Origin of the sequence: Campylobacter sp. 2014D-0216, assembly GCF_014931215.1 — a bacterium.
Classification (GTDB): domain Bacteria; phylum Campylobacterota; class Campylobacteria; order Campylobacterales; family Campylobacteraceae; genus Campylobacter_D.
This window is the reverse complement of the sequence record NZ_CP063089.1, coordinates 1479635-1505344: the sequence shown is the minus strand read 5'-3', so window position 1 is coordinate 1505344 and position 25710 is coordinate 1479635. Positions and strand designations below refer to the sequence as shown.

The 25710-nt window shown below is 32.6% G+C and carries 21 protein-coding genes and 1 pseudogene; all 22 read left to right on the top strand.

Features of this window, described 5'->3' with window-relative positions; all coding sequences use genetic code 11:
• Positions 1–76: 76 nt before the first annotated feature.
• A pseudogene (locus A0083_RS07570) lies at positions 77–3831 on the top strand (type IIG restriction enzyme/methyltransferase).
• Positions 3832–3885: 54 nt separating this feature from the next.
• Positions 3886–4314: a Panacea domain-containing protein gene (locus A0083_RS07565; RefSeq protein ID WP_197553164.1), complete on the top strand. Its 429-nt coding sequence runs from the start codon at positions 3886–3888 to the stop codon at positions 4312–4314.
• On the top strand, positions 4292–5173 hold the full coding sequence (locus A0083_RS07560) for a coiled-coil domain-containing protein (protein WP_197553162.1): 882 nt from the start codon (positions 4292–4294) through the stop codon (positions 5171–5173). Before A0083_RS07565 ends, A0083_RS07560 begins: the two co-directional genes overlap by 23 nt.
• 123 nt (positions 5174–5296) lie before the next feature.
• On the top strand, positions 5297–6817 hold the full coding sequence (locus tag A0083_RS07555; RefSeq protein WP_197553160.1) for a hypothetical protein: 1521 nt from the start codon (positions 5297–5299) through the stop codon (positions 6815–6817).
• Between the two features lie 151 nt (positions 6818–6968).
• Positions 6969–8624: an L-lactate permease gene (locus A0083_RS07550; RefSeq protein ID WP_442861583.1), complete on the top strand. Its 1656-nt coding sequence runs from the start codon at positions 6969–6971 to the stop codon at positions 8622–8624.
• A gap of 9 nt (positions 8625–8633) precedes the next feature.
• A complete protein-coding gene (locus tag A0083_RS07545; RefSeq protein ID WP_039664618.1) occupies positions 8634–9371 on the top strand; it encodes an NAD-independent L-lactate dehydrogenase, oxidoreductase subunit in 738 nt (245 codons plus the stop codon).
• On the top strand, positions 9368–10783 hold the full coding sequence (locus tag A0083_RS07540; RefSeq protein ID WP_039664617.1) for a LutB/LldF family L-lactate oxidation iron-sulfur protein: 1416 nt from the start codon (positions 9368–9370) through the stop codon (positions 10781–10783). Before A0083_RS07545 ends, A0083_RS07540 begins: the two co-directional genes overlap by 4 nt.
• A complete protein-coding gene (locus A0083_RS07535; protein ID WP_197553158.1) occupies positions 10776–11426 on the top strand; it encodes a LutC/YkgG family protein in 651 nt (216 codons plus the stop codon). Before A0083_RS07540 ends, A0083_RS07535 begins: the two co-directional genes overlap by 8 nt.
• Before the next feature lie 205 nt (positions 11427–11631).
• Entirely contained in the window at positions 11632–13575 is a 1944-nt protein-coding gene (locus tag A0083_RS07530) for a BCCT family transporter (protein WP_120760179.1), read from the top strand.
• Between the two features lie 45 nt (positions 13576–13620).
• Entirely contained in the window at positions 13621–15156 is a 1536-nt protein-coding gene (locus tag A0083_RS07525) for an ABC transporter substrate-binding protein (protein WP_197553156.1), read from the top strand.
• A gap of 11 nt (positions 15157–15167) precedes the next feature.
• Entirely contained in the window at positions 15168–16106 is a 939-nt protein-coding gene (locus tag A0083_RS07520; protein ID WP_172586668.1) for an ABC transporter permease, read from the top strand.
• A complete protein-coding gene (locus tag A0083_RS07515) occupies positions 16099–16875 on the top strand; it encodes an ABC transporter permease (RefSeq protein WP_197553154.1) in 777 nt (258 codons plus the stop codon). Before A0083_RS07520 ends, A0083_RS07515 begins: the two co-directional genes overlap by 8 nt.
• A complete protein-coding gene (locus A0083_RS07510) occupies positions 16872–17645 on the top strand; it encodes an ATP-binding cassette domain-containing protein (protein WP_197553152.1) in 774 nt (257 codons plus the stop codon). Before A0083_RS07515 ends, A0083_RS07510 begins: the two co-directional genes overlap by 4 nt.
• Positions 17629–18297 (top strand): ATP-binding cassette domain-containing protein, encoded by a 669-nt coding sequence (locus tag A0083_RS07505; RefSeq protein ID WP_197553150.1) that lies wholly within the window; start codon positions 17629–17631, stop codon positions 18295–18297. Before A0083_RS07510 ends, A0083_RS07505 begins: the two co-directional genes overlap by 17 nt.
• A 119-nt stretch (positions 18298–18416) precedes the next feature.
• Positions 18417–18836, top strand: coding sequence for an NAD(P)H-quinone oxidoreductase subunit 3 (locus A0083_RS07500; RefSeq protein ID WP_120760171.1), 420 nt, complete (start codon positions 18417–18419; stop codon positions 18834–18836).
• Positions 18815–19312 (top strand): NuoB/complex I 20 kDa subunit family protein, encoded by a 498-nt coding sequence (locus A0083_RS07495; RefSeq protein ID WP_039619352.1) that lies wholly within the window; start codon positions 18815–18817, stop codon positions 19310–19312. Before A0083_RS07500 ends, A0083_RS07495 begins: the two co-directional genes overlap by 22 nt.
• Positions 19312–20103, top strand: coding sequence for an NADH-quinone oxidoreductase subunit C (locus A0083_RS07490; RefSeq protein ID WP_197553148.1), 792 nt, complete (start codon positions 19312–19314; stop codon positions 20101–20103). The genes A0083_RS07495 and A0083_RS07490 overlap by 1 nt, the downstream gene beginning before the upstream one ends.
• Position 20104: 1 nt before the next feature.
• Positions 20105–21331 (top strand): NADH dehydrogenase (quinone) subunit D, encoded by a 1227-nt coding sequence (gene nuoD, locus A0083_RS07485; protein WP_120760167.1) that lies wholly within the window; start codon positions 20105–20107, stop codon positions 21329–21331.
• Positions 21328–21555 carry an NADH-ubiquinone oxidoreductase subunit E family protein gene (locus A0083_RS07480; RefSeq protein ID WP_043020234.1) on the top strand — a complete coding sequence of 76 codons (228 nt, stop codon included), beginning with the start codon at positions 21328–21330 and terminating at the stop codon, positions 21553–21555. Before nuoD ends, A0083_RS07480 begins: the two co-directional genes overlap by 4 nt.
• A complete protein-coding gene (locus A0083_RS07475) occupies positions 21552–22268 on the top strand; it encodes a hypothetical protein (protein ID WP_197553146.1) in 717 nt (238 codons plus the stop codon). The genes A0083_RS07480 and A0083_RS07475 overlap by 4 nt, the downstream gene beginning before the upstream one ends.
• Positions 22265–24712, top strand: coding sequence for an NADH-quinone oxidoreductase subunit G (locus tag A0083_RS07470; RefSeq protein WP_197553144.1), 2448 nt, complete (start codon positions 22265–22267; stop codon positions 24710–24712). The genes A0083_RS07475 and A0083_RS07470 overlap by 4 nt, the downstream gene beginning before the upstream one ends.
• Positions 24709–25707 carry an NADH-quinone oxidoreductase subunit NuoH gene (nuoH, locus tag A0083_RS07465; protein ID WP_120760162.1) on the top strand — a complete coding sequence of 333 codons (999 nt, stop codon included), beginning with the start codon at positions 24709–24711 and terminating at the stop codon, positions 25705–25707. Before A0083_RS07470 ends, nuoH begins: the two co-directional genes overlap by 4 nt.
• Positions 25708–25710 lie beyond the last annotated feature (3 nt).

Genomic DNA, 25710 nt, shown 5'->3' with positions numbered 1-25710 from the left:
TTGCATATTTGTGATTAGTTACAATATAAAATAAATTTAAGTAAAATCAACGATATAAAAACAAAAGGCTAAAGTGATGAATGTATTGATTTTAAACGAAAAAGATTTTTTCAACCCTTACTACCGCAAAAAGCAAATCACACAAAATGAATTTGACACTTTTTGCAAAGCTTTAACGCAGTATCTAGAAAGGCTTGAAAACTCACAAAGCGAAAACGAAGACTACCTAGTCGCAATGCACTTAGCCCATTTTTAACCACGCTAAATTTCAAAACCCACATCAAAACCAAACAAAAAGGCAAAAGCGAGATCGACTTAGCCATCGCTAAAGATGAGCTTAGTAAAGACTTAGAAGTTCTCATCGAAGCTAAAAAGCCCAACTCAAAAGAATTCATCACCCACACAAAGCCAAATTCTAAAGCTTTGCATGAAGCCATTTTGTATTATTTTAGAAATAGAGAACATAGCTTTAGTTTGAAATTTATCATCATCACAGACTTTTATAAATTTTACATTTTCAAAGCTAGTGAGTTTGAAGAGCTTTTTTATAAAAATACAAGCTTTAAAAAGCTTTTTGAAGAATTTCAAAGCCCAAATTCACTTTTTAAAGGCAACACCGATGAATTTTACAAAGAAGCAAGCAAACTCATAGAAAATTCTAAAGAAAGCTTAAAAGGCTTTTTCATCGATTTAGCCTTTTTAAAAGACAAGCAAAAGTCAAATTTCAAAAACCTAGCAAGCATTTTTAAAACTTTCCACAAAGACTTTTTGCTAAATGAATTTAGCCCAAATGACGCAAACTCGTTAAACAATGCATTCTATAAAGAGCTTTTATATATCTTGGGTTTAAGCGAGAGCAAACAGCTTTCTAAATTCATCATCACACAAAGTGAGCAAAGCAAACAAGCCCAAGGCACACTTTATCATCTCATAGCGAGCAAGCTTCCAAAGCACGACTTTGAAGAGGTGTTAAAATTCATCATACTTTGGCTAAATCGCATTTTATTTTTAAAGCTTATAGAGTCAAATTTGGTTAGATTCAACGATGATAAAACCCTAAAATTCTTAAACTATGAAAAAATTCCAAATTTCACCACCCTTTCACATCTTTTCTTTGATATCTTAGCTAAAGAAAAGCACACAAGGACGCAGAGTAAATTTAGCTATTTGCCTTATTTAAATTCATCGCTTTTTGAAAAACAAGCCATCGAAAAAACCACACTAGAAATCGCTACTTTAGAAAATGACGCTTTACTAGAGTACCACCCACATACGCAGTTAAAAGATGACAAAAGCAAAAGTAAAAAAGGCAAAGTAGGTTTGCTAGAGTATTTGTTTGAGTTTTTAGACAGCTTTGACTTTGGAGCAGATGAGCAAAGCGAAGAACTCATCAAGCAAAAAGAACTCATCAACTCAAGCGTTTTAGGAAATGTCTTTGAAAAGCTAAATGGCTACAAAGAAGGTAGTTTTTATACCCCAAGCTTTATCACTTCATACATGTGTAAAGCAAGCATAGAAAAAGTCGTGCTTGATAAGTTTAACCATACTTTTAAGCTAAATGCCACCAAGCTAAGCGAGCTAAGAACCCAGCTACGCCAAGAAAAAATCCCTCAAGAACAAAAACTAGCCTTGCTAAATTCCATACGCATTTGCGATCCTGCGGTGGGAAGTGGGCATTTTTTAGTTTCAGCTTTAAATGCCATGCTTATGGTGCATTATGAGCTTGGTTTGTTTGAAGAGGACTTTTACCTAAGCGTGCAAAATGATGAAATTTTAGTGCAAAATCACAAAGGCCAGTTTTTAGAGTATAAACGCCCTGATTTTGACAAAGACAAAACCCACCTTTGCCAAAAAGAACTTTTCGAGCGTAAAAAAGACATCATAGAAAACAACCTTTTTGGAGTAGATATCAACCCAAACTCATGCGAGATCACTAAACTAAGACTTTGGATAGAGCTTTTAAAACACAGCTTTTATGAAAGCTTTGATGATGCAAACTATCATGATCTTAAAACCCTACCAAACATCGATATCAACATAAAATGCGGAAATTCTTTAATAAGCTACTTTGAAATTCATAAAAGCCTTTCTCACTACCCCAACATCAAAGAACGCATGGATAAATACAAACGCATAGTCAAAGACTACAAAGAAGGCTTTTACACCGACAAAACTCTCATCGCAAAAGAGATCAAAAACCTCAAAGAGTCTTTTAAAAATTTCTGCTTAAAAGACAAATTTGCCAAAGAGATCAAGCAACTTACCAACGGTGCTAATGAATACTCTAAAAAATACGGCGATTTTTTAGCACAAGATGAAAAAGATGAGAATTTTAGAGCATTTTTCTCTAAAAATATGTTTGAATTTGACTTTGATGAAAGTGCTGCCAAGAAAGAATTTAAAAAGCTTAAAAAGCTTTATGAGAGTATATTTGACTTAGAAAGTGCAAATCCTTTTGAATGGCGTTTTGAATTTAGCGAAGTGCTTGATGAGGGTGGGAATTTTCAAGGGTTTGATCTCATCATCGGTAACCCACCTTACATCAGACAAGAAGACATCAAAGAGTTAAAGCCAAATTTAGCCAAAAACTATAAAGTATATAAAGGCACAAGTGATATTTATACCTACTTTTATGAGCTTGGGTTTAATGTGCTAAAGCAAAATGGTGTTTTGTCTTTCATCACTTCAAACAAATACACAAGAGCAGGTTATGGAGAGTCTTTGCGTGAATTTTTGCTCAAAAATACCACACTTTTAGAATACATCGATCTAAATGGCATAAAAGTCTTTGAAAGTGCTACGGTAGATACTTCCATACTAAGCTTTGAAAAAGCAAAAACTAAAGATAGTAGCTTCAAATACCTAGCTCCAAACACCGAGCTTTTAAAAGAAAACGACTTTAACATAGAAAGCATTTTAAATTTTAACAAAATCGCACAAAATTCCTTAAGCAAAGAAAGCTTTACTTTTAACGATGAAAGCACAAACGCACTAAAAGCAAAGATAGAAAAGCACGGCACTCCACTTAAAGACTGGCATGGGCTTAATATATATCGTGGAATTTTAACAGGGCTTAATGAAGCCTTTATCATCACTACTGAAAAAAGAGATGAAATTCTAGCTAAATGCAAAGATGAAGCCGAAAAAGAACGCACCGCCAAACTCATATGCAAAATGCTACGCGGTAGAGATATAAAAAGATATAGTTATGAGTGGGCAGGGCTTTGGGTGATCAACACTCACAATGGCTATAAAAGCAAAAGTGGAGAAAAGATAGAAGCAATAAACATAGATGAATACCCTAGCTTAAAACAGCATTTAAAGCCGTATTATAAAACTTTAGAAAAAAGAACTGACAAAGGAAAAACACCTTATAACCTTAGAAATTGTGCTTATTTGGAGGAATTTGAAAAAGAAAAGATAGTGTATAGTGAAATAGTAAGAAAACCACAATTTTATTTAGATACAAAGTTAAATTTTTACGCAGAAGCAACAAGTTTTATTTTAACAGGGGAAAATCTAAAATATCTTATTGCTTTTTTAAACAATGATTTTGTGGCTTTTATGTTTAAAATGTTTTATGCCGGTGGAAACTTAGGTGAAAATGGGTTTAGATACAAAAAAGCATTTTTAGAAAGACTTCCTATACCAAAAATAAATTCTAAAAATGAAAAACTAGCAAACGAGCTTATAAGCTTAGTCGATGAGATTTTAGTTTTAAAAGAACAAGACAAAAACGCAAACACCAAAACCCAAGAAGACAAAATAAACTCTATCGTTTACAAACTTTACAACCTAAACGAAGAAGAAGTAAAAATCATTGAGACATAGTTAATTAATATTATTTTGTTATAATCCTTGCAAAATAATTAAAGGGAATTGCAAATGAAAGCTGAAAATGTTGCAAGACATGTTATTAATTATTGTATAGGTATAGAAAATCCTATAAGCAACTTACAATTGCAAAAGATAATGTATTTTATGGATATTTACAATTTAATAAGAACTAGAAAAAGATTAATCACCGATGAGAATTTTAGTGCTTGGGATTATGGTCCAGTAATAGAGAGCATATATAAAAAATATTCTTTTTATGCGTCAAATCCAATTAATGTTTATGAGGAAACAAGTGAAGAGTTTGATGATAATATGAGAGGTGAGCTATATGGTTATATTGATAAATTATCTAATATGTATGCGTCTGATTTAGTTAAAAAAAGCCATGAAAAAAATAGTCCTTGGGATAAAACAAAAAAATATGGAATAATTTCACCTGATTTATTGGAAGAATATGCAAACAGATACAGAAAGTAACAATGAGTCGTTATTTGATATTATCGACAATAAAAAAGATGCTAATCTTGCTGAAACCAAAAATAAATCTTCTAAAATTGAAAATATTTTAGAGAAACTATCTAGCGATAAATTAGAAAATATTCAAGATTTAAAAAAAGATATAAAAAATTTTTATGATACTAATAAAAGACATAGGTATTCTGATATAACATCACATTTATTTCGTTTGCATATGAAACAAGATGGCAAAATAGATAATATAAGAAAAAATATCCAATTATTGATAGATAAACCAGATAATATAAAACAACTTAAAGATAATTTATTGAAATTACAAGATCATATATTATTGGAAATTGTAAGATTAAATAATATCAGAGAGATAAAACAAGAAATAGAAAAAACAAGCAAAGAAGTTCAAGAAAGTAAAATAGAAATAGAAAAAACAAGCAAAGAAGTTCAAGAAAGTAAAATAGAAATAGAAAAAACAAGCAAAGAAGTTCAAGAAAGTAAAAAAAGTTATATAACTATATTGGGTATTTTTGCTTCTATAATCTTATCGTTTGTTGCAGGTTTGAATTTTTCAAATTCTGTATTATCAAATATAGATAAAGCGAGTATTTTTAGATTGGTTTTTGTTATGTCTTTTATAGCTTTGTTTATAGGAAATATTCTTTATGCCTTGTTTTCTTTTCTCTTAAAAATTTCTTCAAATGTTTACATTAAAATCAATTGGTTTTTTGTTAGTTTTAATTTTATGATATTAGCAATCATGTTTATTGATTTTATGTGTTATGTTTTTAATATAACAACTCTTGATGATATGGTAAATACGATTGATCATATTAGCCAATTATTGTATAAAAAAAGTTCTTAATTGGGTTTTTATGATAAAAATTTACAAATAAATATTAAGAATAAAAGAATTGTAAAATATAAATAAGTTTTTGTTTGTAAATTTTGTAATTTCACTAGAAAATAAAAATATCGAAGGAAAACAATGCAAGAAAATGAATCGTATTTTGATAAATTTGATATCATAAAAGCAGAGTTGATAGATTCTCTTGGAGTAAAAAACATATGCTACAATTTTTATCTAGAGTGTGTGGAAATTTCTAATGAAATAATGCACAGTTTCGATTTTCAATTATTTCAATTATATAAATTATCTTTTATTAATTGTGTTTTTGATTGCTTCGTTTATAACTCAGAAAATATAATATTAGATATACAAAATGATATTTTCATACATAAATGTATATTTAAAAAAGATATAAATATCAATGATGCGATATTCAGAAAAAAATTAGATATAACATCTTGTGTTTTCAAAGCAAAATGTCGCTTTAATAAAAATATTTTTTTTGGATCATGTAATTTTAAAGATAATTTATTTAATAATGCTCAATTTGAAAAAAATCAATTTCTAAATGATGTTATGTTTTATAATTCTGATTTTAATATGTTTAATTTTTCTCAATCTGTTTTCAAGGGAAGTCTAAATGTTGTAAATACAAATTTAAATTTTACTTTTGATGATTTACAAGAAAAAATTAAGCAAGAATATGAAAATTTTAATAAAGATAAAAATGAACAATATCAAAAATCTTTAGATAAATTTGCAAATGATTTTAGAGATTCTTTTAGAGTTTTTAAAAATGCATTGATAAAAGATAATAATCTTTTAGAGGCTTCAAATTTTCACAAATATGAGCTTTATTGTAAAGAAATAGAATTAAATTCAAATGATGTACTCTCAAAATATGAAAGAGATGAAGTTTTTGATAAGTTATCTTTGCGTCTTAAACAAAAAGTCGATTGGTGTTTGTTGTTATTTTATAGAAAACTTAGCGATCATCATACAGATTTGCTTAAAGTGATAAATAATTGTTTTATATTGATAGCAATATATTTTATATGTATATTTAATTTTACAAATATTGATTTTTTAGGAATAGAAGAAATTAATATTTTTTCTTTTTTAAAGTCATTTAGTTTTTATGGTGATGATAAAATTGTTGCAGCTGCTAAAGTTTCACCTTTATCTTGTTTGCTTTTATTGTTTTTTGCTCCAATAGCTATATTCATTGCTTCATTGTATTATAGTGACAAACAAAAAAGAAGCGTTGTTTTTAAAAAAATTAAATTTAAAATAGGAAGGTTTTTATCGGTTGTCAGTATTTTTGCCGCGATCTGTTTTATGCTTTTTGTGATAAATTCTAACTTTTTTATCCCTTTGACTAAAATAGTTGTTTTTTTGAGTATATTTTTTTTAGTGATTTATATTGATTCTTTGTATCTAAGATATTATTGTGCTATATTAAGTTATATAAATTTTATTTTAGTTATTGTGTATTGTCCTATTATTTTAAATCCACTTATAGGTAAAATTTTAAACGATAAAATAAAAATCGAAGATCCATTAGCAATGGTAATGACATTTACTTATACCATCTTAATGTTTTTAGTCCTTTTCTCACTCCAAAAAACTGCACGTAAAAACTCCATAGTGCCAAGCTAAAAAGCATAGTGTGCTTTTTAGCTTAGGATTTACAAATTTCAACATCAGGTGTTACTCTTATACTCATAGTGCTGATTTTATTTAACAAAAATACAAAAAAAAGAATATATTTGTTAAGCTAAATGTTGGAGATTTTATCAAAAGGAAAAATATGTGGCAGCAAATATATAATCCATTTGACAACATACTTTTAAGTGCTTTGGTGGCTTTTTTGCCTATTTTGTGCTTTTTGCTTTCTCTTGTAGTGTTTAAACTCAAGGGTTATCAGGCGGGGTTTTTGACCCTCATTGTATCAAGTTTTGTGGCGTTATTTGCTTATGATATGCCATTTTCTTTGCTTGGTGCGAGTTTCATACAAGGCTTTGCAAACGGTATTTGGCCTATTGCTTGGATCATTATCGCGGCTATATTTTTATACAAACTTTCCATTAAGTCAGGTTCGTTTGAAGTGATCAAACAAAGTGTGATGAGTATCACTCCAGATCATAGAATTCAAGTGATTTTGATCGGATTTTGTTTTGGTTCATTTTTAGAAGGTGCTATAGGTTTTGGAGGGCCAGTGGCTATCACGGCGGCTTTGCTTGTGGGGCTTGGGCTTAGACCATTATATGCCGCAGGACTTTGCCTCATCGCCAATACCGCTCCAGTAGCTTTTGGTGCAGTGGGAATTCCCATCATCGCTATGAGTAACCTAGCAGGCATAGAACAGCACGGTGTTTCGGCTATGGTAGGTAGAATGCTCGTGCCACTTAGTCTAACCATACCGTTTTTTATAGTATTTTTAATGGATGGCTTTAAAGGAGTTAAAGAAACTTTTCCGGCTATTTTTGTAGCTTCGGTGTCTTTTACCGCTACGCAGTTTTGGAGTTCAAATCACTTAGGAGCAGAACTTCCTGATATCATTTCGGCGGTTGTTTCTTTGTCTGTGACTACGGTATTTTTAAAATTTTGGAAACCAAAAAACATCTTTAGACTAGATGATGTAAAAGACTTCGATAACACGCAAAAACTAGAATTAAAAAAAGTCCTTCTAGCTTGGATGCCTTTTGTGCTTTTGATCATCTGTATAGTGATATGGACTCAACCATGGTTTAAAGCTTTGTTTGCAAAAGATGGTGTTTTAAATTTCATGCAATTTACTTTGAAATTTAACGAAACCCTAGGCGCGATCATAAGCCCTGACATAGTCAACCCACAGATCACAAAAACCATGATCCCATCACACACTATAGACTTAGTCGCACAAGCAGGAACAGCCATTTTAGTGGCAGCTTTGCTAAGCATTGTTGTGTTAAAGATCAAAATCAACGAAGCAACCGAATGTTTTTGGGACACCTTAAAAGAAATGGCCACACCATGTTTAACCATAGGTTTGGTGGTTGCTTTTGCTTTTATCGCAAAAAATAGCGGTATGAGTACGACTTTAGGGCTTGCATTTTCAAATACAGGCGATGCTTATGCGTTTTTCTCTCCTATCATAGGTTGGATAGGTGTGTTCTTAACAGGTTCTGACACTAGTTCGAATTTGCTTTTTGGGACATTACAGCAAGTGAGTGCTCAAAAATTAGGAATTTCAGAGACTTTATTTTTAGCGGCTAATTCCGTTGGTGGAGTGGTAGGGAAAATGATATCACCGCAAAGCATAGCAGTTGCTTGTGCAGCAGTTGGACTTGTGGGTAAGGAGTCTGAGTTGTTTAGATTTACTTTAAAATACTCGCTTGGATTTATCATCTTGATAGGAATTTGGACCTTTATCATAGCGTTTTTCTTCCATGGGATCATACCTCAAGCAGTACTTTTAAAATAAGGAAGTAAAATGAAAAAAGTATATTTATTTGCTACTTGTTTGGGTAGCGCTATCATGCAAGAAAGTGTTTTAAATGCAGTTAGGCTTTTAAGAAGAGAAGGGGTGGAAGTGATATTTAAAAAACAGCAAACTTGCTGTGCCCAACCCTCGTTTAATTCGGGGTATTTTAAAGAAAGTAAAAATATCGCTTTGCACAATATCAAACTTTTTACGCAAGATTATCCCATCATCGTGCCAAGTGGATCTTGTGCGGGTATGATGAGCCATGATTACCTAGAGCTTTTTAAAGATGATGAAAACTTTAGTTTGGTGAAGGATTTTAGTGCTAGAGTGATTGATCTTAGTCAGTATTTAGATGAGGTTTTAAAAGTAGACTATGAAGACAAAGGCGAGCCTATAAAAGTAACTTGGCATTCAAACTGCCATGCATTAAGAATTCAAAAAAGCATCCAAGCGAGTAAAAATTTACTTAAAAAACTCAAAAATGTAGAGTTGATCCCTTTGGAATTTGAAGAAGAATGCTGTGGCTTTGGTGGGACTTTTTCGGTGAAGGAACCTCAAATTTCAAATTCCATGGCACAAGAAAAGATCAAAGACATTCAAAATACAGGCGTAAAATACGTGCTAAGTTCTGATGGCGGTTGTTTGATGAATATCGCAGGAACGATGAGTAAAATGGGGCTTGATATAAAAGGAATTCACTTATATGACTTCTTAAACAAACGCCTTGAAGGGGTAGCGATATGAAAATGGCACATGAGCAAATTGTCGATGTGAAAATTCACGACAAGCAAATGAGGGAAAACTTAAGATCGGCAATGCATACATTGCAAAAAAATCGCTTGAAAATCATCGATGAAAAATTCGAAGACTGGCAAGGTTTGCGTTCTAAAGCAAAGCAAGCAAAAAACAACGCACTTTCAAGCTTACATGATAGACTTTTAGAATTTGAACAAAATGCGACAAAAAACGGTATCAACGTGCATTGGGCGAGTTCTGATGAGGATGCATGTGAAATCATCTATGAACTAATGATCGAAAAAAACATCAGTAAAATTCTCAAAGGAAAGTCTATGGCTAGTGAAGAGATAGGGTTAAACCACTATCTAGAAGCTAAAGGTTTAAAAGCCATAGAAACTGACTTAGGCGAACTCATACTACAGCTAAATGATGAAACACCGGTGCATATCGTGGTTCCTGCGGTGCATAAAAACCGCTATGAAATCGGAAAAATTTTTGAAGAAAAGCTAGGTTCTAGTTTAGAAAGTGAACCTGAAAAGCTTAATTCTATCGCAAGAAAACACTTAAGAGATGAATTTGAAGGTTTGAAAATGGGCTTAAGTGGTGTGAATTTTGCCATATCTAAAGAAGGGGCTTTTTGGCTGATAGAAAATGAAGGAAATGGCAGAATGTGCACTACCGCAAGTGATATCCATGTGGCACTTTGTGGCATAGAAAAAGTAATGGAAAGCTTTGAAGATGCTGCGACTATGGTTTCACTGCTCACACCATCAGCAACGGGGCAGTTTATACCAACATATAACAATATCATCACAGGCCCTAGAAAAAATGGCGACTTAGATGGCCCTAAAGAAGTGCATGTGATCCTTTTTGATCATAATCGAAGTAAAATGCTAAATGACAAAGACTACTATGAAGCCTTACGCTGTATAAGATGTGGTGCTTGTATGAATTTTTGTCCCGTGTATGATAAAATCGGTGGCCATACTTATCAAAGTGTTTATCCAGGGCCGATCGGAGAGGTTATCAGTCCTAATCTTTTTGGTATGCAAGAAAATGGAGATATTCTTTCTTTTTGTTCGCTTTGTGGAAGATGTTCTCAAGTGTGTCCGGTGCAAATTCCTCTTGCGGATTTAATACGCAAACTAAGAGCAGCCAAAGTAGGACAAGGAAGTTTTGAAAATATCACGCCAAATTCAGCCGAAGCAATGGCTTTTAAAATTTTTGAAAAAGTGGCTACTTCTCCATTTATCTGGAAAAATACTTTAGCAAATTTGCATAAGTTTAATTGGTTTTTACAAAAAGGAAAAAATTCCTTACCTGTGATCAAAAAATGGAGCGCTTATAAAGAATTTCCGCAAGCTAAGCTTGATCTTTATAAAGAGCTTGAAAAAATGCAAGGAGTTGAGTGTGAGTAGAATAAACGAAATTTCTTCACAAAGCAAAAGATTGATTTTAGATAAAATCAAAAATGCACCATTGTCGCTTGAAAAAATTCCAACTATAGATCCTATCGAGCATATCAAAACAAGTGAAGATATGCTGGGTGAGTTAAAAGAAAAAATGACTGCAAACAAGTACATCGTAGAAGAAAGTACTGCAGATAAACTAGAAGAAAAAATCAACCAAATCGCAGCAAGTTATGGATATAAAAGTTTGATTTATCCACGTAGTTTGAATATAGATATTCAAAAAATCAACGCAGAGCAAAAAACTTGTTTTAATCAAGAAATCGAAAATTTAAGAACTGAGGTTTTTCACAGTGATTTTTCTATCATCGAAGCAAGGGCAGGGGTGAGTTCACACGGAGTGGCTTTGGTGCTATCAAGTAAAGATCAACCAAGAATGCTTTCTTTAGCTCCTATGCTTTGTATTGTTTTGTTAAAAAAGGAAAATATAGTTAAAAGTATCAGCGAGGCTTTAAATTTAGTCAAAAAAGAAAATGCGATTTTGCCGAGTAACATTTTATTTATCGCAGGTCCTTCAAGAACCGCAGATATTGAACTTATAACGGTTTTTGGGGTGCATGGCTCTCAAAAAGTCCATATCGTGCTTTATTGATCATAGAATTTACACTTAGTGTAAATTCTTGATTGATTGGAACAAAAATCATTTTAACTGCAAAATCAACACAAACTGCAAGATATGTAAGCAAATAACAATTTTAGCGTAATGGTGGCTATTTTTAAATTTAGTAGTATTTAAGATGTTTTTTGACATAGTAAAAAAAGACGCTAATAAATCAAAACAACAAAAAAGGAGTTTCATGATAAAAACAAGTTTTAAAAAAGCAGTGTTTATACCAAGTATTAGCGTGATTATCATTTTAAGTCTTAGCTGTATTTTTTTGCCTAAGGTGACAAATGATTTTATCAATCACATTAAAAGTGGTATTTTTGCAAATTTTTCATGGTTTTACATCTTGAGTGTAAGTTTTTTCGTGTGTTTTATGCTAGCGCTTGCACTTTCAAAATTTGGCGATATTAAGCTGGGCGATGATGATGAAAAACCTCGTTTTAAATTTACATCATGGCTTGCTATGCTTTTTGCTACGGGTATGGGTGTGGGGCTTATGTACTTTGGTGTGGCTGAACCTCTCATACATAAAAAAGCATTGCAAACAAGTGATGAAGATGCGATGTTGCATACGATTTTTCACTGGGGTATTCACCCGTGGGCAGTTTATGGAGTGTGTGCTTTAGCTATGGCGTATTTTGGTTTTAGATATAAAATGCCATTAAGTTTGCGTAGTGCGTTTTATCCGTTATTGAAAGAAAAAATTTATGGTTTTTGGGGAAATTTGGTCGATGTTTTGGCTTTGATCGTAACGGTTTTTGGTATTAGCACTACGCTTGGTTATAGTGCTTCACAATTGAATGCGGGTTTTTTAAATTTAGGAATTTTGAGCGAACAAAGCTTTTTAGAACAAAGTGTGATTATTATCATTATCATTTCTTTGGCGACACTTTCTTCGATTAGTGGTTTGACAAAGGGTTTGAAAATTTTAAGTGAAGCAAATTTGGTTTTGGCAGTATGTTTAATGCTCTTTGTACTTTTTTCAACCGAGACAGTAGAAATTCTTTCGCAGTTTACTTCTAATATTGGCAATTATTTGCAAAATTTAATCGCTTTGAGTTTTAAGACTTATTATTATGAAAAAGAGCATATTGAATGGTTTAATAACTGGACTATTTATTACTGGGCTTGGTGGCTTAGTTGGGCGCCTTTTGTAGGATTTTTCATCGCTAAAATTTCTCGCGGTAGAACGATACGGGAATTTATCTTTGGTGTACTTGTGGTACCAACGAGCTTGAATATACTTTGGTTTAGTATTTTTGGCAATAGCGCATTAAATCTTAACGATGTTTTAAGCCCATATACTTCCACTCCTGAAAGTTTGTTGTTTTATTTTTTGCATAATTTTTCTTTTTCTTATCTTAGTTCTTTGCTTGCGCTTTTGGTTTTAGCTTTATTTTTTATCACTTCAGCAGATAGCGGGATATTTGTGTTAAATTCTTTAAGTAGTGGCGGGGCAAGTGAGCCTTATAAATGGCAAAACATTCTTTGGGGTTTTGTGCTTGCGTTATTGGCTACTTCTTTGCTTTATTCAGGTGGCTTGGGTGCGATCTTAAATATCACAATGATCGTAGCGTTGCCTTTTGCGTTTTTACTGTGCTTGATGTGTTTTTCGCTACTAAAAGGTTTAATCGTAGATGTAAACTACTCTTTAACGAAGTTAAGCCAAAGTAGCGTGTATTTTTCAGGAGACTTTTGGCAAGAAAGACTTGCAAGAATTTTAAAACAAAGCAAAGAACAAGACATACAAAGATTTTTAAGCATTCAAGTTAAAAATGCCATGGAAGAATTAAGCCAAAGCTTAAAAGATTATGGTTTAAAAACGCAAATCATTCAAGAAAAATCAAGCATTAGTTTGACCATCAAAAAAGAATTTGCTAAAGACTTTATTTATGGGGTGCAAGTGGTAAAAAAACAAGCAAGCCAAAGTATAATTGATGATAAATTTATGCCAACTTACTCTAAAGAGTTTATTTTCGAGCCGCAAACTTTTTTTGCAGATTCGCGTAATGGCTACAATATAGAGTATTTAAACGAACAAGAAATCATCGTGGATATACTAAAACAATACGAACGATATTTGCAGCTTTTATTTGATGATAAAAATGAAATTTTTACTAAAGCTTATGATTAAAAAGCGTTATAATTACATTTTATCTTTGTATGAGAAAGGTTAAGAATGTTACGTTTTTTGTTTATGTTTTTTTGTACATTCAATCTTTTTGCCGCTACGCCAAATGATACGATCATCATCGCGGTAGAAAATGAACCAGAGCGTATCAACCCGCTTTTTAGTGAGGATCATGATGTGGCGATTGCACTTGTGTTTTCAGGATTGACACGTTTTGATGAAAATATGAAGTTAGCGCCTGATCTTGCTAGTGCTTGGAAGGTTAGCAAAGATGGCTTGACATATGAGTTTGAGTTAAGAAAAGATGTATCGTGGCATGATGGGGTGAAATTTAGTGCCAAAGATGTAGAATTTAGCATAAATGCCTTAAAAGATGAAAAACTCAATTCTCCTTCAAAGGTAAATTTTGACGCAGTTAAAGCAGTAAAAATCATCGATGATTATCATCTAATCATCACTCTTTCAAAGCCTTTCCCTGCTTTTTTAGATGCTTTAAGTGTGGGTATTTTACCAAAACACTTGCTTGAAAAAGAAAATTTAAACACCACTAAATTTAATCAAATGCCTATAGGAACGGGTGCTTATAAGTTAAAACAATGGAAGCAAGGTCAGTACATGATCTTAGAAGCAAATGAAAACTACCATTTAGCAAAGGTAAAAACACCAAAGCTTATATTAAAACATATTAAAGATCCAAGTATTAGCGCGATTGAACTTAAAAATGGTTCTATTGATGTGGCTTTGGTGGATTTTGCTTTGGCTTCTAATTTTAAAAACGATCCAAATTTTAAAATGCTTGTAGAGCCTTCGGCTGATTACCGTGCTTTAATGTTTAACTTTGATCATGAATTTTTAAAAGATCAAAATGTGCGTTTGGCGTTGAATTATGCTATTGATAAACAAGCTATTATAAATTCTCTTTTGCATTCTTTTGGAAAGGTAGCTAGCCACCCTTTAGAGAAGTCATGGGCGGGCCCTAAAAAATTTGCAAGTTATACTTATGATGTAAAGAAAGCAAATGAACTTTTAGCTAGAGCAGGTTTTGTAAAAAACAAAAATGGCATTTTAGAAAAAGACGGCAAAGAGCTAAGTTTTGAAATGTATGCTATGAGTGAAGATCCTTTAAGAGTAGCTTTGGTGAATATCTTACAAAGTGAGTTTTTAAAGCTTGGTATAAAAGCAAAAGCAGTAGCTAAGCCAAGTGGAAGTTTTGACTATACGAAAATTGATAGCTTTTTGGTGGGTTGGGGTAGTCCTTATGATCCTGATTTTCACACCTTTAGGGTTTTTGAGAGTTCTCAAGATAGTGCTTTGAATTCAAGTGGGTGGAATTTTGGACATTATCACAATGCTAAAGTTGATGAGGCTTTAAAAAAAGCTAGAAACTCACTTGATATAAATGAAAGAAAAAAATATTATCAAGAATTTATCCACGCTTTATATGAAGATCCTGCGTTTTTGTTTATCGCTTATATTGATTATCCTTTAGTTTTTGCCAAAAATATCCACGGTATAAAACCACATATTTTAGGTCATCATGGAGTGGGCTTTACGTGGAATGCTTATGAGTGGAGCAAAAATTAGTGCTAAAACTCATTTTAAAACGCCTTTTATGGGCGTTTTTTTTGATAGTTTTTGCAAGCTTTCTTTGTTTTGTGATGGTTTATCATGCCAAAGGAAGTGTGGTATTTGCTAGTGTGCCACAAGGTACTAGCTTAAAGATAAAAGAAGAAATCGAGCGTAATTTAAATTTAGACAAACCTTTGTTAGAGCAGTATGAAAATTGGGCTTTTAAGGCTTTAAAAGGCGACTTTTCCTACTCTTTGATCAGCGGAGAAAAAGTAAGCGAAATTTTAAAAGAAAAACTCCCTTATACACTCATACTTGGAGGCTTAGCTTTTAGTGTGCTTTTTATTTTGTCTTTGTTTTTGGCGCTTTTGTGTGTGATTTATAAAGATAGTTTTTTAGATAAGGGCATTACTTTTTTAACGATGAGTTTTTTTGCTTTACCTGCCTTTTCTTTATCTTTGATACTGATTTTAGTGTTTGCGGTATTTTTTAAACTTTTTCCAAGCTCTGCGATTGCAGATATTGGTTTTGAAGATGATGTGTTTAATCGCTTGTGGCATTTGTTTTTGCCTGTATGTGCTTTGGTGCTTTCTCATTTAGCGGTTTTTGTGCGTTTTATAAGAACAAGTTTGATTGATAGTTTCAATCAAAGCTTCATAGAGAGTGCTTTTGCAAGAGGGTTAAGTAAAAGAAGAATTTATTTGCATTTTGTGTTAAAAGATGCGATGGTGCCTATACTCGCGTATTTTGGAGCTTCTTTTGTAAGTTTTTTAATGGGGACTTATATTATCGAGAGTGTTTTTTCCTATGAGGGCATAGGAAATTTAGTGATTAAAAGTATATTGTTTAAAGATTATCCAGTGGTTTTGGCTGTGGTGGTTTTTAGTATTATTATTGTGGTGTTTGTAAATTTGCTTGTAGAGATAGTTTGCAAAATGATCAATCCAAGGTTTGCAAATGCGTAGGTTGTGTGTAGTAGCGATATTGCTAAGTGTGGCTTTGGCACTTTTTGCACCTTTGTTAAGCCCTTATGATCCTAATTATGTGGATTTAAGCAAGGCTAAAATGGCGCCGAATTTAGCGTATATCTTTGGTACAGATTTACTTGGTAGAGATATTTTTACGCGTATTTTATATGCTTTGCGTGTTTCTTTGTTTGTAGGGATAATGGCGGCATTTTTTAGTGTGTTTTTTGCTTGTGTTTATGTGTTTTTAACAAGATTTTTTGCATATGCGTTTTTTGCAAGGGTGCTTGATATGCTTTTAGCTTTACCTTCTTTGCTTGTGATTATGTTTTTTCAAAGCTTTTTGGCAGGATCTTTGTGGAGTATGATTTTTATCATTGCTTTGGGGCATTTTGCCTTTGTAGCAAAAGTGCTTGATACCCAACTGAATAAATTTCAAAAACTTGAATTTTATCAAAATGCTATCGTACTAGGTTCTAGTAAGATGAAGGCTTTATTTAGTGAGCTTTTGCCTGCTTGTTGGAATTTGCTTTTTGTGCTTTTTGTTTTAAATATCGCTCATGCGATTACAAGCGAGGCTACTTTGAGTTTTTTTGGTTTAGGGGTAGAGCTTTGGACTCCAAGCTTGGGAAATATGCTTAATGAAGCAAGCAAAGCGGTTTTTTTGGGTTTTTGGTGGATGATATTTTTCCCTGTGGCTTTTATACTGATACTTATTTTGCCTTTGCTTGCTTTGGGCAATGATTTGCAAGAAGAGAATAAAGCATGATAGAAGTATCTTGTCTAAACCTTAGCTTTAAAGATCAAGTTTTATTAAAAGATGTAAAGTTAGAACTAGAAGATGGCAAAGCTTTAGCTATTATGGGCAAAAGTGGATCGGGAAAAAGTTTATTTTTAAAAAGTATGATTAGACTTTTTGATAAACGTTATTTATTGCACGCTGAAAAACTTTATCTTGATGATCAAGATGTATTAAATTTAAAAGAAAAAGAACTGAATGTATTAAGATCAAAGGCTAGTTTGCTTTTTCAAGATGTTTATGGGAATTTTTATCCGCTTGTAGATATAGGGAGTTATTTTAATATAGTTTTAAAAACTCATACGAGTTTAAGCACAAAAGAAATCAAAGAAAAAGCTTTTTTTTATTTTGAATGCTTAGGGCTTAAAAATCATGATCTTTTGTGGCATTCTTTTATATATCAGCTAAGCGGTGGCATGGCAAGGCGTGTTCAAATAGCGTTAGCTTTGCTTAGCGGGGCGCAGTATTTGTTGTGTGATGAGATCACAAGTTCACTAGATAAGGCAAATGAAGAAAAAATCATCGCAATTTTAAAAGACTTAAAATCACAATTTAAAAATCTCATTTTTATAACCCATGATATACATTTAGCTAAAGAACTTTGCGATGAGGTGGCCATTATGGAAGATAAAACTTTGCTTTACCAAATGCCTGTGAAAGATTTTTTAAGTAATCCACAGGGTGCTTTTGCTAAAGAATTATTTAGTTTTTTTGAGAATGAAAATGCTTTTAGAAGTTAAAAATTTAAGTAAATCTTATCGTTTTAAAAAACATTGGTATTTAAAAGAGGAAGAAATTTTCGTTTTTAAAGATGTTGGTTTTTCTTTACATAAAAACGAAAATTTATTACTTTGTGGCGAAAGTGGTAGTGGTAAAAGCACACTAGCTAAAATTCTTTGTATGCTTGAGAGTGCAAATTCTGGAGAGGTTTTGTTTAATGGCAAAAATATACTTAGTTTAGACTTTGATAAGCAAAGAAAATTACGCCAAAAAATTCAATACATCTTTCAAGATCAAAAACTCGCTTTAAATCCTTATAAAAGTGTTAAAAAACTTTTACTTGATGTATATGATAACTTCAAGATTTCGCCTGATTTTGAAGCGCTTTTTGAGCTTTTTGATATTTTTGAACTTGAAAAAGATATTTTAAATTTAAACTCTTCTAAGTTAAGTGGCGGACAAAGCCAAAGATTAGGTCTAATAAGGGCTTTACTTTTAAAACCACAATTGCTAATTTTAGATGAAATCACAACGGCGCTAGATATCCCAACTGCACACAAAATATTAAATTATTTGCGTTATTTTCAAAATACACATGATATTACTTATATATTTATTTCTCATCAGGAAAAAACCTTGCAAGGCTTGTATCATAAGAAGGTGCTTTTGTAAAAAGATAAAAATTGTTTCTTTTTGAAATACTCAAAAATTTATTTTTTTGATAATAAGTTTTTATATAGCTAAGTTAAAGTAAAATAAAATTTAACTATGTATGAATAAAAGGTTTTACTATGACGCACGCAACCATAGAGCATCAGTATTTTGGTATCTTTGCGATGCTTATTATCGCAAGTGTGATATTCTTTACTTTGGTATATATTTCTTCAAAAATAGGCTCCAAGCTTGCCTCTCATAATAGAAAAAAACTAGGATTAGGAATTTATGAGTGCGGACCTATGGCTTCAAAACAAGCAAATAAAATCAATTCTCAATTTTTTGTTTTTGCTTTGATTTTTATTTTACTTGATATTGAAGTGGTGTTTTTATTTCCTTGGGCGGTGATTTTTAAAGATTTAACCGCAGAGCTTTCAAAATACGGTTTGTCTTTATTTGCTTTAGTGGAAGTGTTTGTTTTTATTTTATTACTTGCAATAGGCTTTTTATACGCTTATAAAAAAGGAGCATTCGCATGGCAGAGTATCAAAAAATGAGCAATGCGCCAGTTGTTTTAACTACGGTTGATAAACTAGTCCAATGGGGAAGAAGTAATTCTTTATGGGCGTTATCTTATGGGCTTGCCTGTTGTGCTATTGAGATGATGGCAGCAGGTGGCGCAAGATATGATTTTGATAGATTTGGAACGATTTTTAGAGCAAGTCCAAGACAGTCTGAAGTGATGATTATAGCAGGCACTTTAAGTAAAAAACACGCCGAATTTACAAGAAGACTTTACGATCAAATGCCTGATCCTAAATGGGTTATTTCTATGGGTTCTTGTGCAAATACCGGTGGTATGTTTAATACCTATTCTACTGTCCAAGGGGTTGATAGAATCATTCCGGTGGACATTTACGTGCCAGGTTGTGCTCCACGGCCTGAAACTTTTCAATTTGCTTTGATGATTTTACAAAAAAGAATTCGCAAAGAAAAAGCGAGTAGAAAAATCGCTCCAAAAAGGCTTATATAATGAGAAAATACAGCGATAAAAAAAATGCCCAATTAAAAAATTATTATGAAGATAGATTTTACCATGCACCTGTGACTAAAAAACTAAGTATAGAAGGTAGTGTTTTTGAAAGTGACCATCAAATTTTAAGCCAAAAATTTGAACTAAAAAATTCTTTTATCGAGCTTGATTTTTGGGTGATTGAAATAAACAAAGACGATAATGTTGCTATTTTAAGTTGCTTGAAAAAACTAGGCTATGAAGCTTTTAATGATGCAAGTGCGCTTGATTTTGTCGCACAAAAACAAGGGTTTGAAGTGTATTATCAGCTTTTAAATATGGAGAAGAATTTAAGAGTGAGAGTGAAAACCTTTGTTGGTTTAAAAGAAAGACTTCAAAGCGTTATGAGTGTTTTTAAAGGGGCTAATTGGTGTGAGAGAGAAATATATGATATGTTTGGAATTTTCATTATCGACCATCCTAATTTAAAAAGACTTTTAATGCCTGATGATTGGTATGGACATCCTTTTTTAAAAAGCTATCCTTTGCATGGTGATGAATTTGCTAAATGGTATGAGATAGATAAAATTTTTGGAAAAGAATACCGCGAGATAGTGGGCGAAGAAAATAGGGATCCAGGTTTTGTGGATGAAAAAGACACGCTAAACTTTAGCAGAATTTATCATGAGGTTGGCAAGGGTGAAGCCCCAAGAGAAGAGAAGTACTTGCAAGAGTATCAAGAAGAAGGTGGCGTGCCTTTTGTAAAAAAAGCTAAAAGAGCGCAAGCAAAATTTTTAGACAAGAGAAGATAAAATGCAAATTTCTACTAAATTAAAACCTTATTATGAAAATATAAGCTTCGAGCGTGAAGATGGCACGATGATCGTTAACCTTGGGCCTCAACACCCTAGTGCACACGGAAATTTACGCCTTATTTTAGAGCTTGATGGAGAAGAAATCACCAAAGCTGCTCCTTGTATAGGTTATATGCACCGTGGTATGGAAAAAATGGCTGAAAATATGATCTATCAAGAGTTTATCCCAACAACAGATAGAATGGACTATATCGCAGCAAGCGCAAACAACTATGCTTATGTGGCTGCTGTAGAAAAACTGTGTGGTTTGGAGATCCCACGTAGAGCAAGCGTGATAAGAATGATTTTGCTTGAATTAAACCGCATTGCTTCGCATTTGTTATGGCTTGCTACACATGCGCTTGATATTGGCGCGATGACGGTATTTTTATACTGCTTTAGAGAGCGTGAGTATGTACTTGATTTGATAGAAAAGTATTGTGGTGCAAGATTGACACATTCTTCTATGAGAATAGGTGGGGTAATGCTTGATTTGCCTGAAGGTTTTTTAGATGAGCTTTTAGCATTTTGCAATAAATTTCCAAATGATATAAAAGATTATGAAGCCTTGCTTGATGATAATAGAATATGGCGTGCAAGAACTGAAAATGTTGGTGTTGTAAGTAAAGAACAAGCTTTAAGTTGGGGTTGTAGTGGGGTTATGCTAAGAGGAAGTGGCATTGCTTATGATATTAGAAAAGAAGAGCCGTATTTGCTTTATGATGAGGTAGATTTTGGTGTGCCTGTGGCCAAAATGGGTGATTCTTACGCAAGATATAAGGTTTATATGCAAGAATTTAGAGAAAGCTTGAAAATTTTAACCCAATGTGCTAAGCTTTATCAAGATACCCCGCCTGAAATTTTATGCAATCACCCTGAGTATGTAAGTGCTTCTAAAGAGCAAATCATGACACAAAATTACTCACTAATGCAACATTTTGTTTTGGTAACTCAAGGTTTAAAACCACCCAAGGGAGAGGTGTACGTGCCAACTGAAAGTCCTAAAGGTGAGCTTGGGTTTTTCATTCATTCAGATGGTAGCGGTAGGCCATATAGACTAAGAGCTAGAACTCCTAGCTTTTTTCACTGTGCGTTTTTGGAAGAAATGCTTGTAGGGTCTTATTTGGCTGATGCGGTGGCTATTTTAGGAAGTATTAATATAGTTTTAGGTGAGATAGACCGATGAGACGTGTAGATTTAAGAAAAAGTCAAAATTTATTTGAAGATTTAAAACAAATCATTCAAAATGCTTATATAGGTGAAGTTTTGGTGGTTTTGTTTGAGATAGGAGACTTTTCTAATGTGGAAAAAAGTTTTGCCTTTGTAAAAGAGCAAAATTGTGAACTTTTGAATTCTTTAAAATTCAATCAGGTGGATTGGACTATAGTATTGAAAAAGGTAGGACAATGAAATTAGCAAAATACCAAGAAGGTTTAAATGCTTTGTGCTTTGTGGATTTGCTTTCTTTAAAAAATCCTTCGCTTTGTGCTAAATTAAGTCAAAGTAAAAACTACAATATCTCTTGTATAGAAGATAAAAACTTAAAAGCAAATTTTTATAAATGTGAAATCGCAAGTGTGTCTTTTGTGCTTGCTTTGCTTTGCAAGATGAGTATAGAAAATGAATTTAATGAGCTTGATGAGGGATATTTGAGTGCTGAATCTTGTTTTGGCGAAGAAGAAGCTTTGGAAATTTTGGATTTTTTAAAAGAAGCAAAATGCATTATTTTTGATGAAAACTTATATCAACATAAAGATTTTGAAAATATCAAATATTTTTTAGAAAAGCTTTGCTGTAAATTTAATCTTTTGCTGATTTGTTCTAATGAAAATGAAGAAAACTTGCAAGTACAAAATTCTTTTACTGAGCTTTTAGAGTTGGATAATTTTGATGGAACTATCATTATGCAAACACCTTTAAAAGACAAAGAGCTTCATTGTTCTTCATCTTTTGCCTTGATTGCTAAAATTAAAGATCAAGACACAATAGCAATAAGACTAAACCAACAAGAAATTACAACAACAATAAAAATCGATCAAGAGTTAAAAGGTACGGTAGCTTTGCTAGATTATGAAAGTACTACTTTTGCTTTTTCAAAAGCTCAAATTAAGGTTATAAAATGAAAGTCATCATCAATGGTATAGAATGCGAAGCAAACGAAGGTGAGTATATTTTAAATGTCGCAAGAAAAAATGATATTTTCATTCCTGCTATTTGTTATTTAAATGGTTGTTCCCCGACACTTGCGTGTCGTATGTGTATGGTAGAAGCTGATGGTAAAAAGGTTTATTCGTGTAATACCAAAGTAAAAGAAGGTATGGTTGTAGAAAGTGATTTACCTAATTTATGGGATGAGCGTAATGCTATCATGCAAGCTTATTGCATTAACCACCCTTTGCAATGTGGAGTATGTGATAAATCCGGCGAATGTGAACTTCAAAATTTTACGCATAAAGCAAGAGTAAATGTGCAAAATTACTGGATCAAAGATACTCATAAAGAGCATAAAAAATGGGGTGAGATTAATTACGATCCGGCTTTATGTATTGTGTGTGAAAGATGTATTACGGTATGTAAAGATAAAATAGGCGAAAGTGCTTTAAAAACTACTCCAAGAGGAGCAAGCGCACCTGATGCAAGTTTTAAAGAGAGTATGAGTAAAGATGCGCTTGCAATTTGGACTAAATTTCAAAAAAGTTTAATTGCACCAAGTAATGGCGATGTGCTTGATTGTTCTTTTTGTGGAGAGTGTACAAGTGTGTGTCCTACCGGGGCTTTGGTGGGGTCGGCTTTTCAGTATACATCTAATATTTGGGAGTTAAAAAGAATTCCAGCTAGCAATCCACATTCGAGTGATTGTGAGTTGATGTATTATGATATCAAACAAACTAGCATTAATAATCAAAAAGAGAAAATTTATAGAGTAAGTAACGACTTTGCCTTTGCTACTTTAAACAAAGCCGCAAGATATGGTTTTAATACTCAAAATGAAATTCAAACCAAAGATGAAAAAGCTTTTGAAAAACTTGTTAATATGATAAAAAATGATGAAATAAAAAATATTGTTTTTAATAGCTTTATCACTAATGAAGAAGCTTTGATTTTGCAAAATTTAAGCAAGAAATTTAATCTTCATCTTATAAACCATGAGGCTAAAAAATTTCAAGATTTTCTAGCTTGTTTTTATCAAAACGCAAACGCAATGTACAACGCAAATTCAAACGATATCACGCAAAGTGACTTTTTAATCATCGCAGGTTCATTTTTGCGTTATGATGCTCCAACTTTAGGATACAAAGTCAACAATGCTTTGGTGATGAATAAAGGAGCAGGGCTTTATTTTCACCCTATAAGAGATAAAGGCATAGACAAATACTCCAAAAATTTCTTACAAGTCAATCATGATGTTAAAGACAATGAAAGTATTTTAATGTTTATTTTGCAAAAATTTGCAAAAGAGCTTCCGACTGAACTTCAAAATGAGTTAGAAAAAGCGTACTATCAAGATACAAAAGAAATAGAAGAAACAGTCAATGAAGAAGTAATAGAGAAAATAGAAAAGCAAAATGAAGATGGTCAAACCATTATAGAAGAAGTGAAAAAACTTGTACCTAAAAAGGTGAAAAAAAGCATTGAAGTGCAAAGATCAAGCTATGCAAAACTTCTTGGTATTGATGAGGATATTTTCGAGAATTTGCTTGCAAAAAAACAAAAATTTACGCTTGTTGTTGGAAGTGATTTTTACTATGATGAACAAAGTGCTAAGTTGGCAAAGCTTTGCGCTATGGTGCAAAAATATACTGATTTTAAAGTCTTTTTAAATCCAACCTGCACCAATACTTTGGGTGTGAGTTTGATTTGTGATTTAAAACAAGATCTTCAAGCAGGAAAGACGCTAGGTTATAATGAAAAAGGTGATTTTAGTTTTTCTTATGAAGGAGATCTTGCGAGTTCTAGTTTAAATCAACAAGAAGGTAGTTTTGTTAATTATGATAAAAGATTGGTGCCTACGAATGCAGCTTTAGAATTTAAAGGATATTTTTTAAATGATTTAGCAAATGCTCTAGGTTTTGATGAAGAATTTACGATCAACTATACCCAGCTTTTACCGCAAAATAAAGGCTTTAGAGCAATCAAATTTGATGATTTGGAAAATTACTATGATAATGGAGGCATAAATCATAGAGGCTATGAGCTTGATTTTTCTCATTTTGAGTTTGAAAAAGTCTTAGTAGCACAAGAAGCGCAAATGCAAAATGAGGGAAATTTAACCTTATATCATGCAAACAGCATTCATCAGTTTTCAAAGCTTAGCAATAGAGCCTTTAACGAGGTTGGGGTTTTATTTTTATCTCCTGATTTAATGCAAAAATTTGAACTAAGTCAAAATGATAGTGTGATTTTGAAAAATGAAAAAACTCAAGTTGCTATTAGTGTCAAGTGTGATGAATTGCTAGAAAATGCTGCATACTTAGGAGACTATGATAGTAAGATTGATTATAAATCTTTATTTAAGCATGCGCGATATGTGAAAGTTTGGCTTGAAAAAGCAGGAGCTAAAATATGAGTGATATTACTTTTTTTATTATAGAAACGATTGTTAAATGTGTGCTTGTTATAGCTATTTTTGCTACTTTGGCGGGTTTGGCAACTTATCTTGAAAGAAAAGCTTTGGCTTTGTTTCATCGTCGTTTAGGGCCTGATATGGTAGGTCCTTTTGGTTTGCTTCAAGTGGTTGCTGATATGATTAAGCTTTTTACCAAAGAAGATATTGTTCCAACTTATGCCCAAAAAGTGGTATTTTTGATCGCTCCATTGATTGCAGCAATTTGTGCTTTTGTAGCAATCGCAGCTATCCCTATTTTTCCTGAATTTACTTTATTTGGTAGAGTTATTCGCCCTATTATTGCTGATATTAATGTTGCTTTGCTTTTTGTTATAGGCATGGGGGGAGTTAGCTTTTATGCGATTTTTTTAGGCGGTTTGGCAAGTAATAATAAATGGTCGTTGCTAGGTGGTGCTAGAGGACTTGTGTCCATCATTTCTTATGAGAGTGTTGCGGGGCTTTCTTTGGTGTGCGTGGTAATGCTTGTTGGATCCTTATCTTTGGTGGATATTAATAACTATCAAAGCGATGGTATACTTTCTTGGCTTATTTTTAAACAGCCTCTTGCTTTTGTTTTATTTGTTATAGCTATTTTCATAGAAACCAATAGAACCCCGCTATGTTTAAGTGAAAATGAAACCGAGCTTGTTTCAGGATATGGTACTGAATATAGCGGTCTTAGATGGGGTATGTTTTTTATTGGTGAATATACTGCTATGATTACGGGCGCAATCATGATATCGCTTTTATTTTTAGGTGGATTTAATGACTTTTGGATTATACCAGGAGCTATCATGATGCTTTTGAAGGTTTCTTTTGTGTTCTTTTGGTATTTTTGGGCTAGAGGGGCATTTCCTCAACTACGCCCTGACCAAGTGATGAGAATGTGCTATTTGATTTTAATACCTTTGGCGGTTTTAAATTTATTAATTAGCGCTTTAGTGCTTGTGATATAAGGA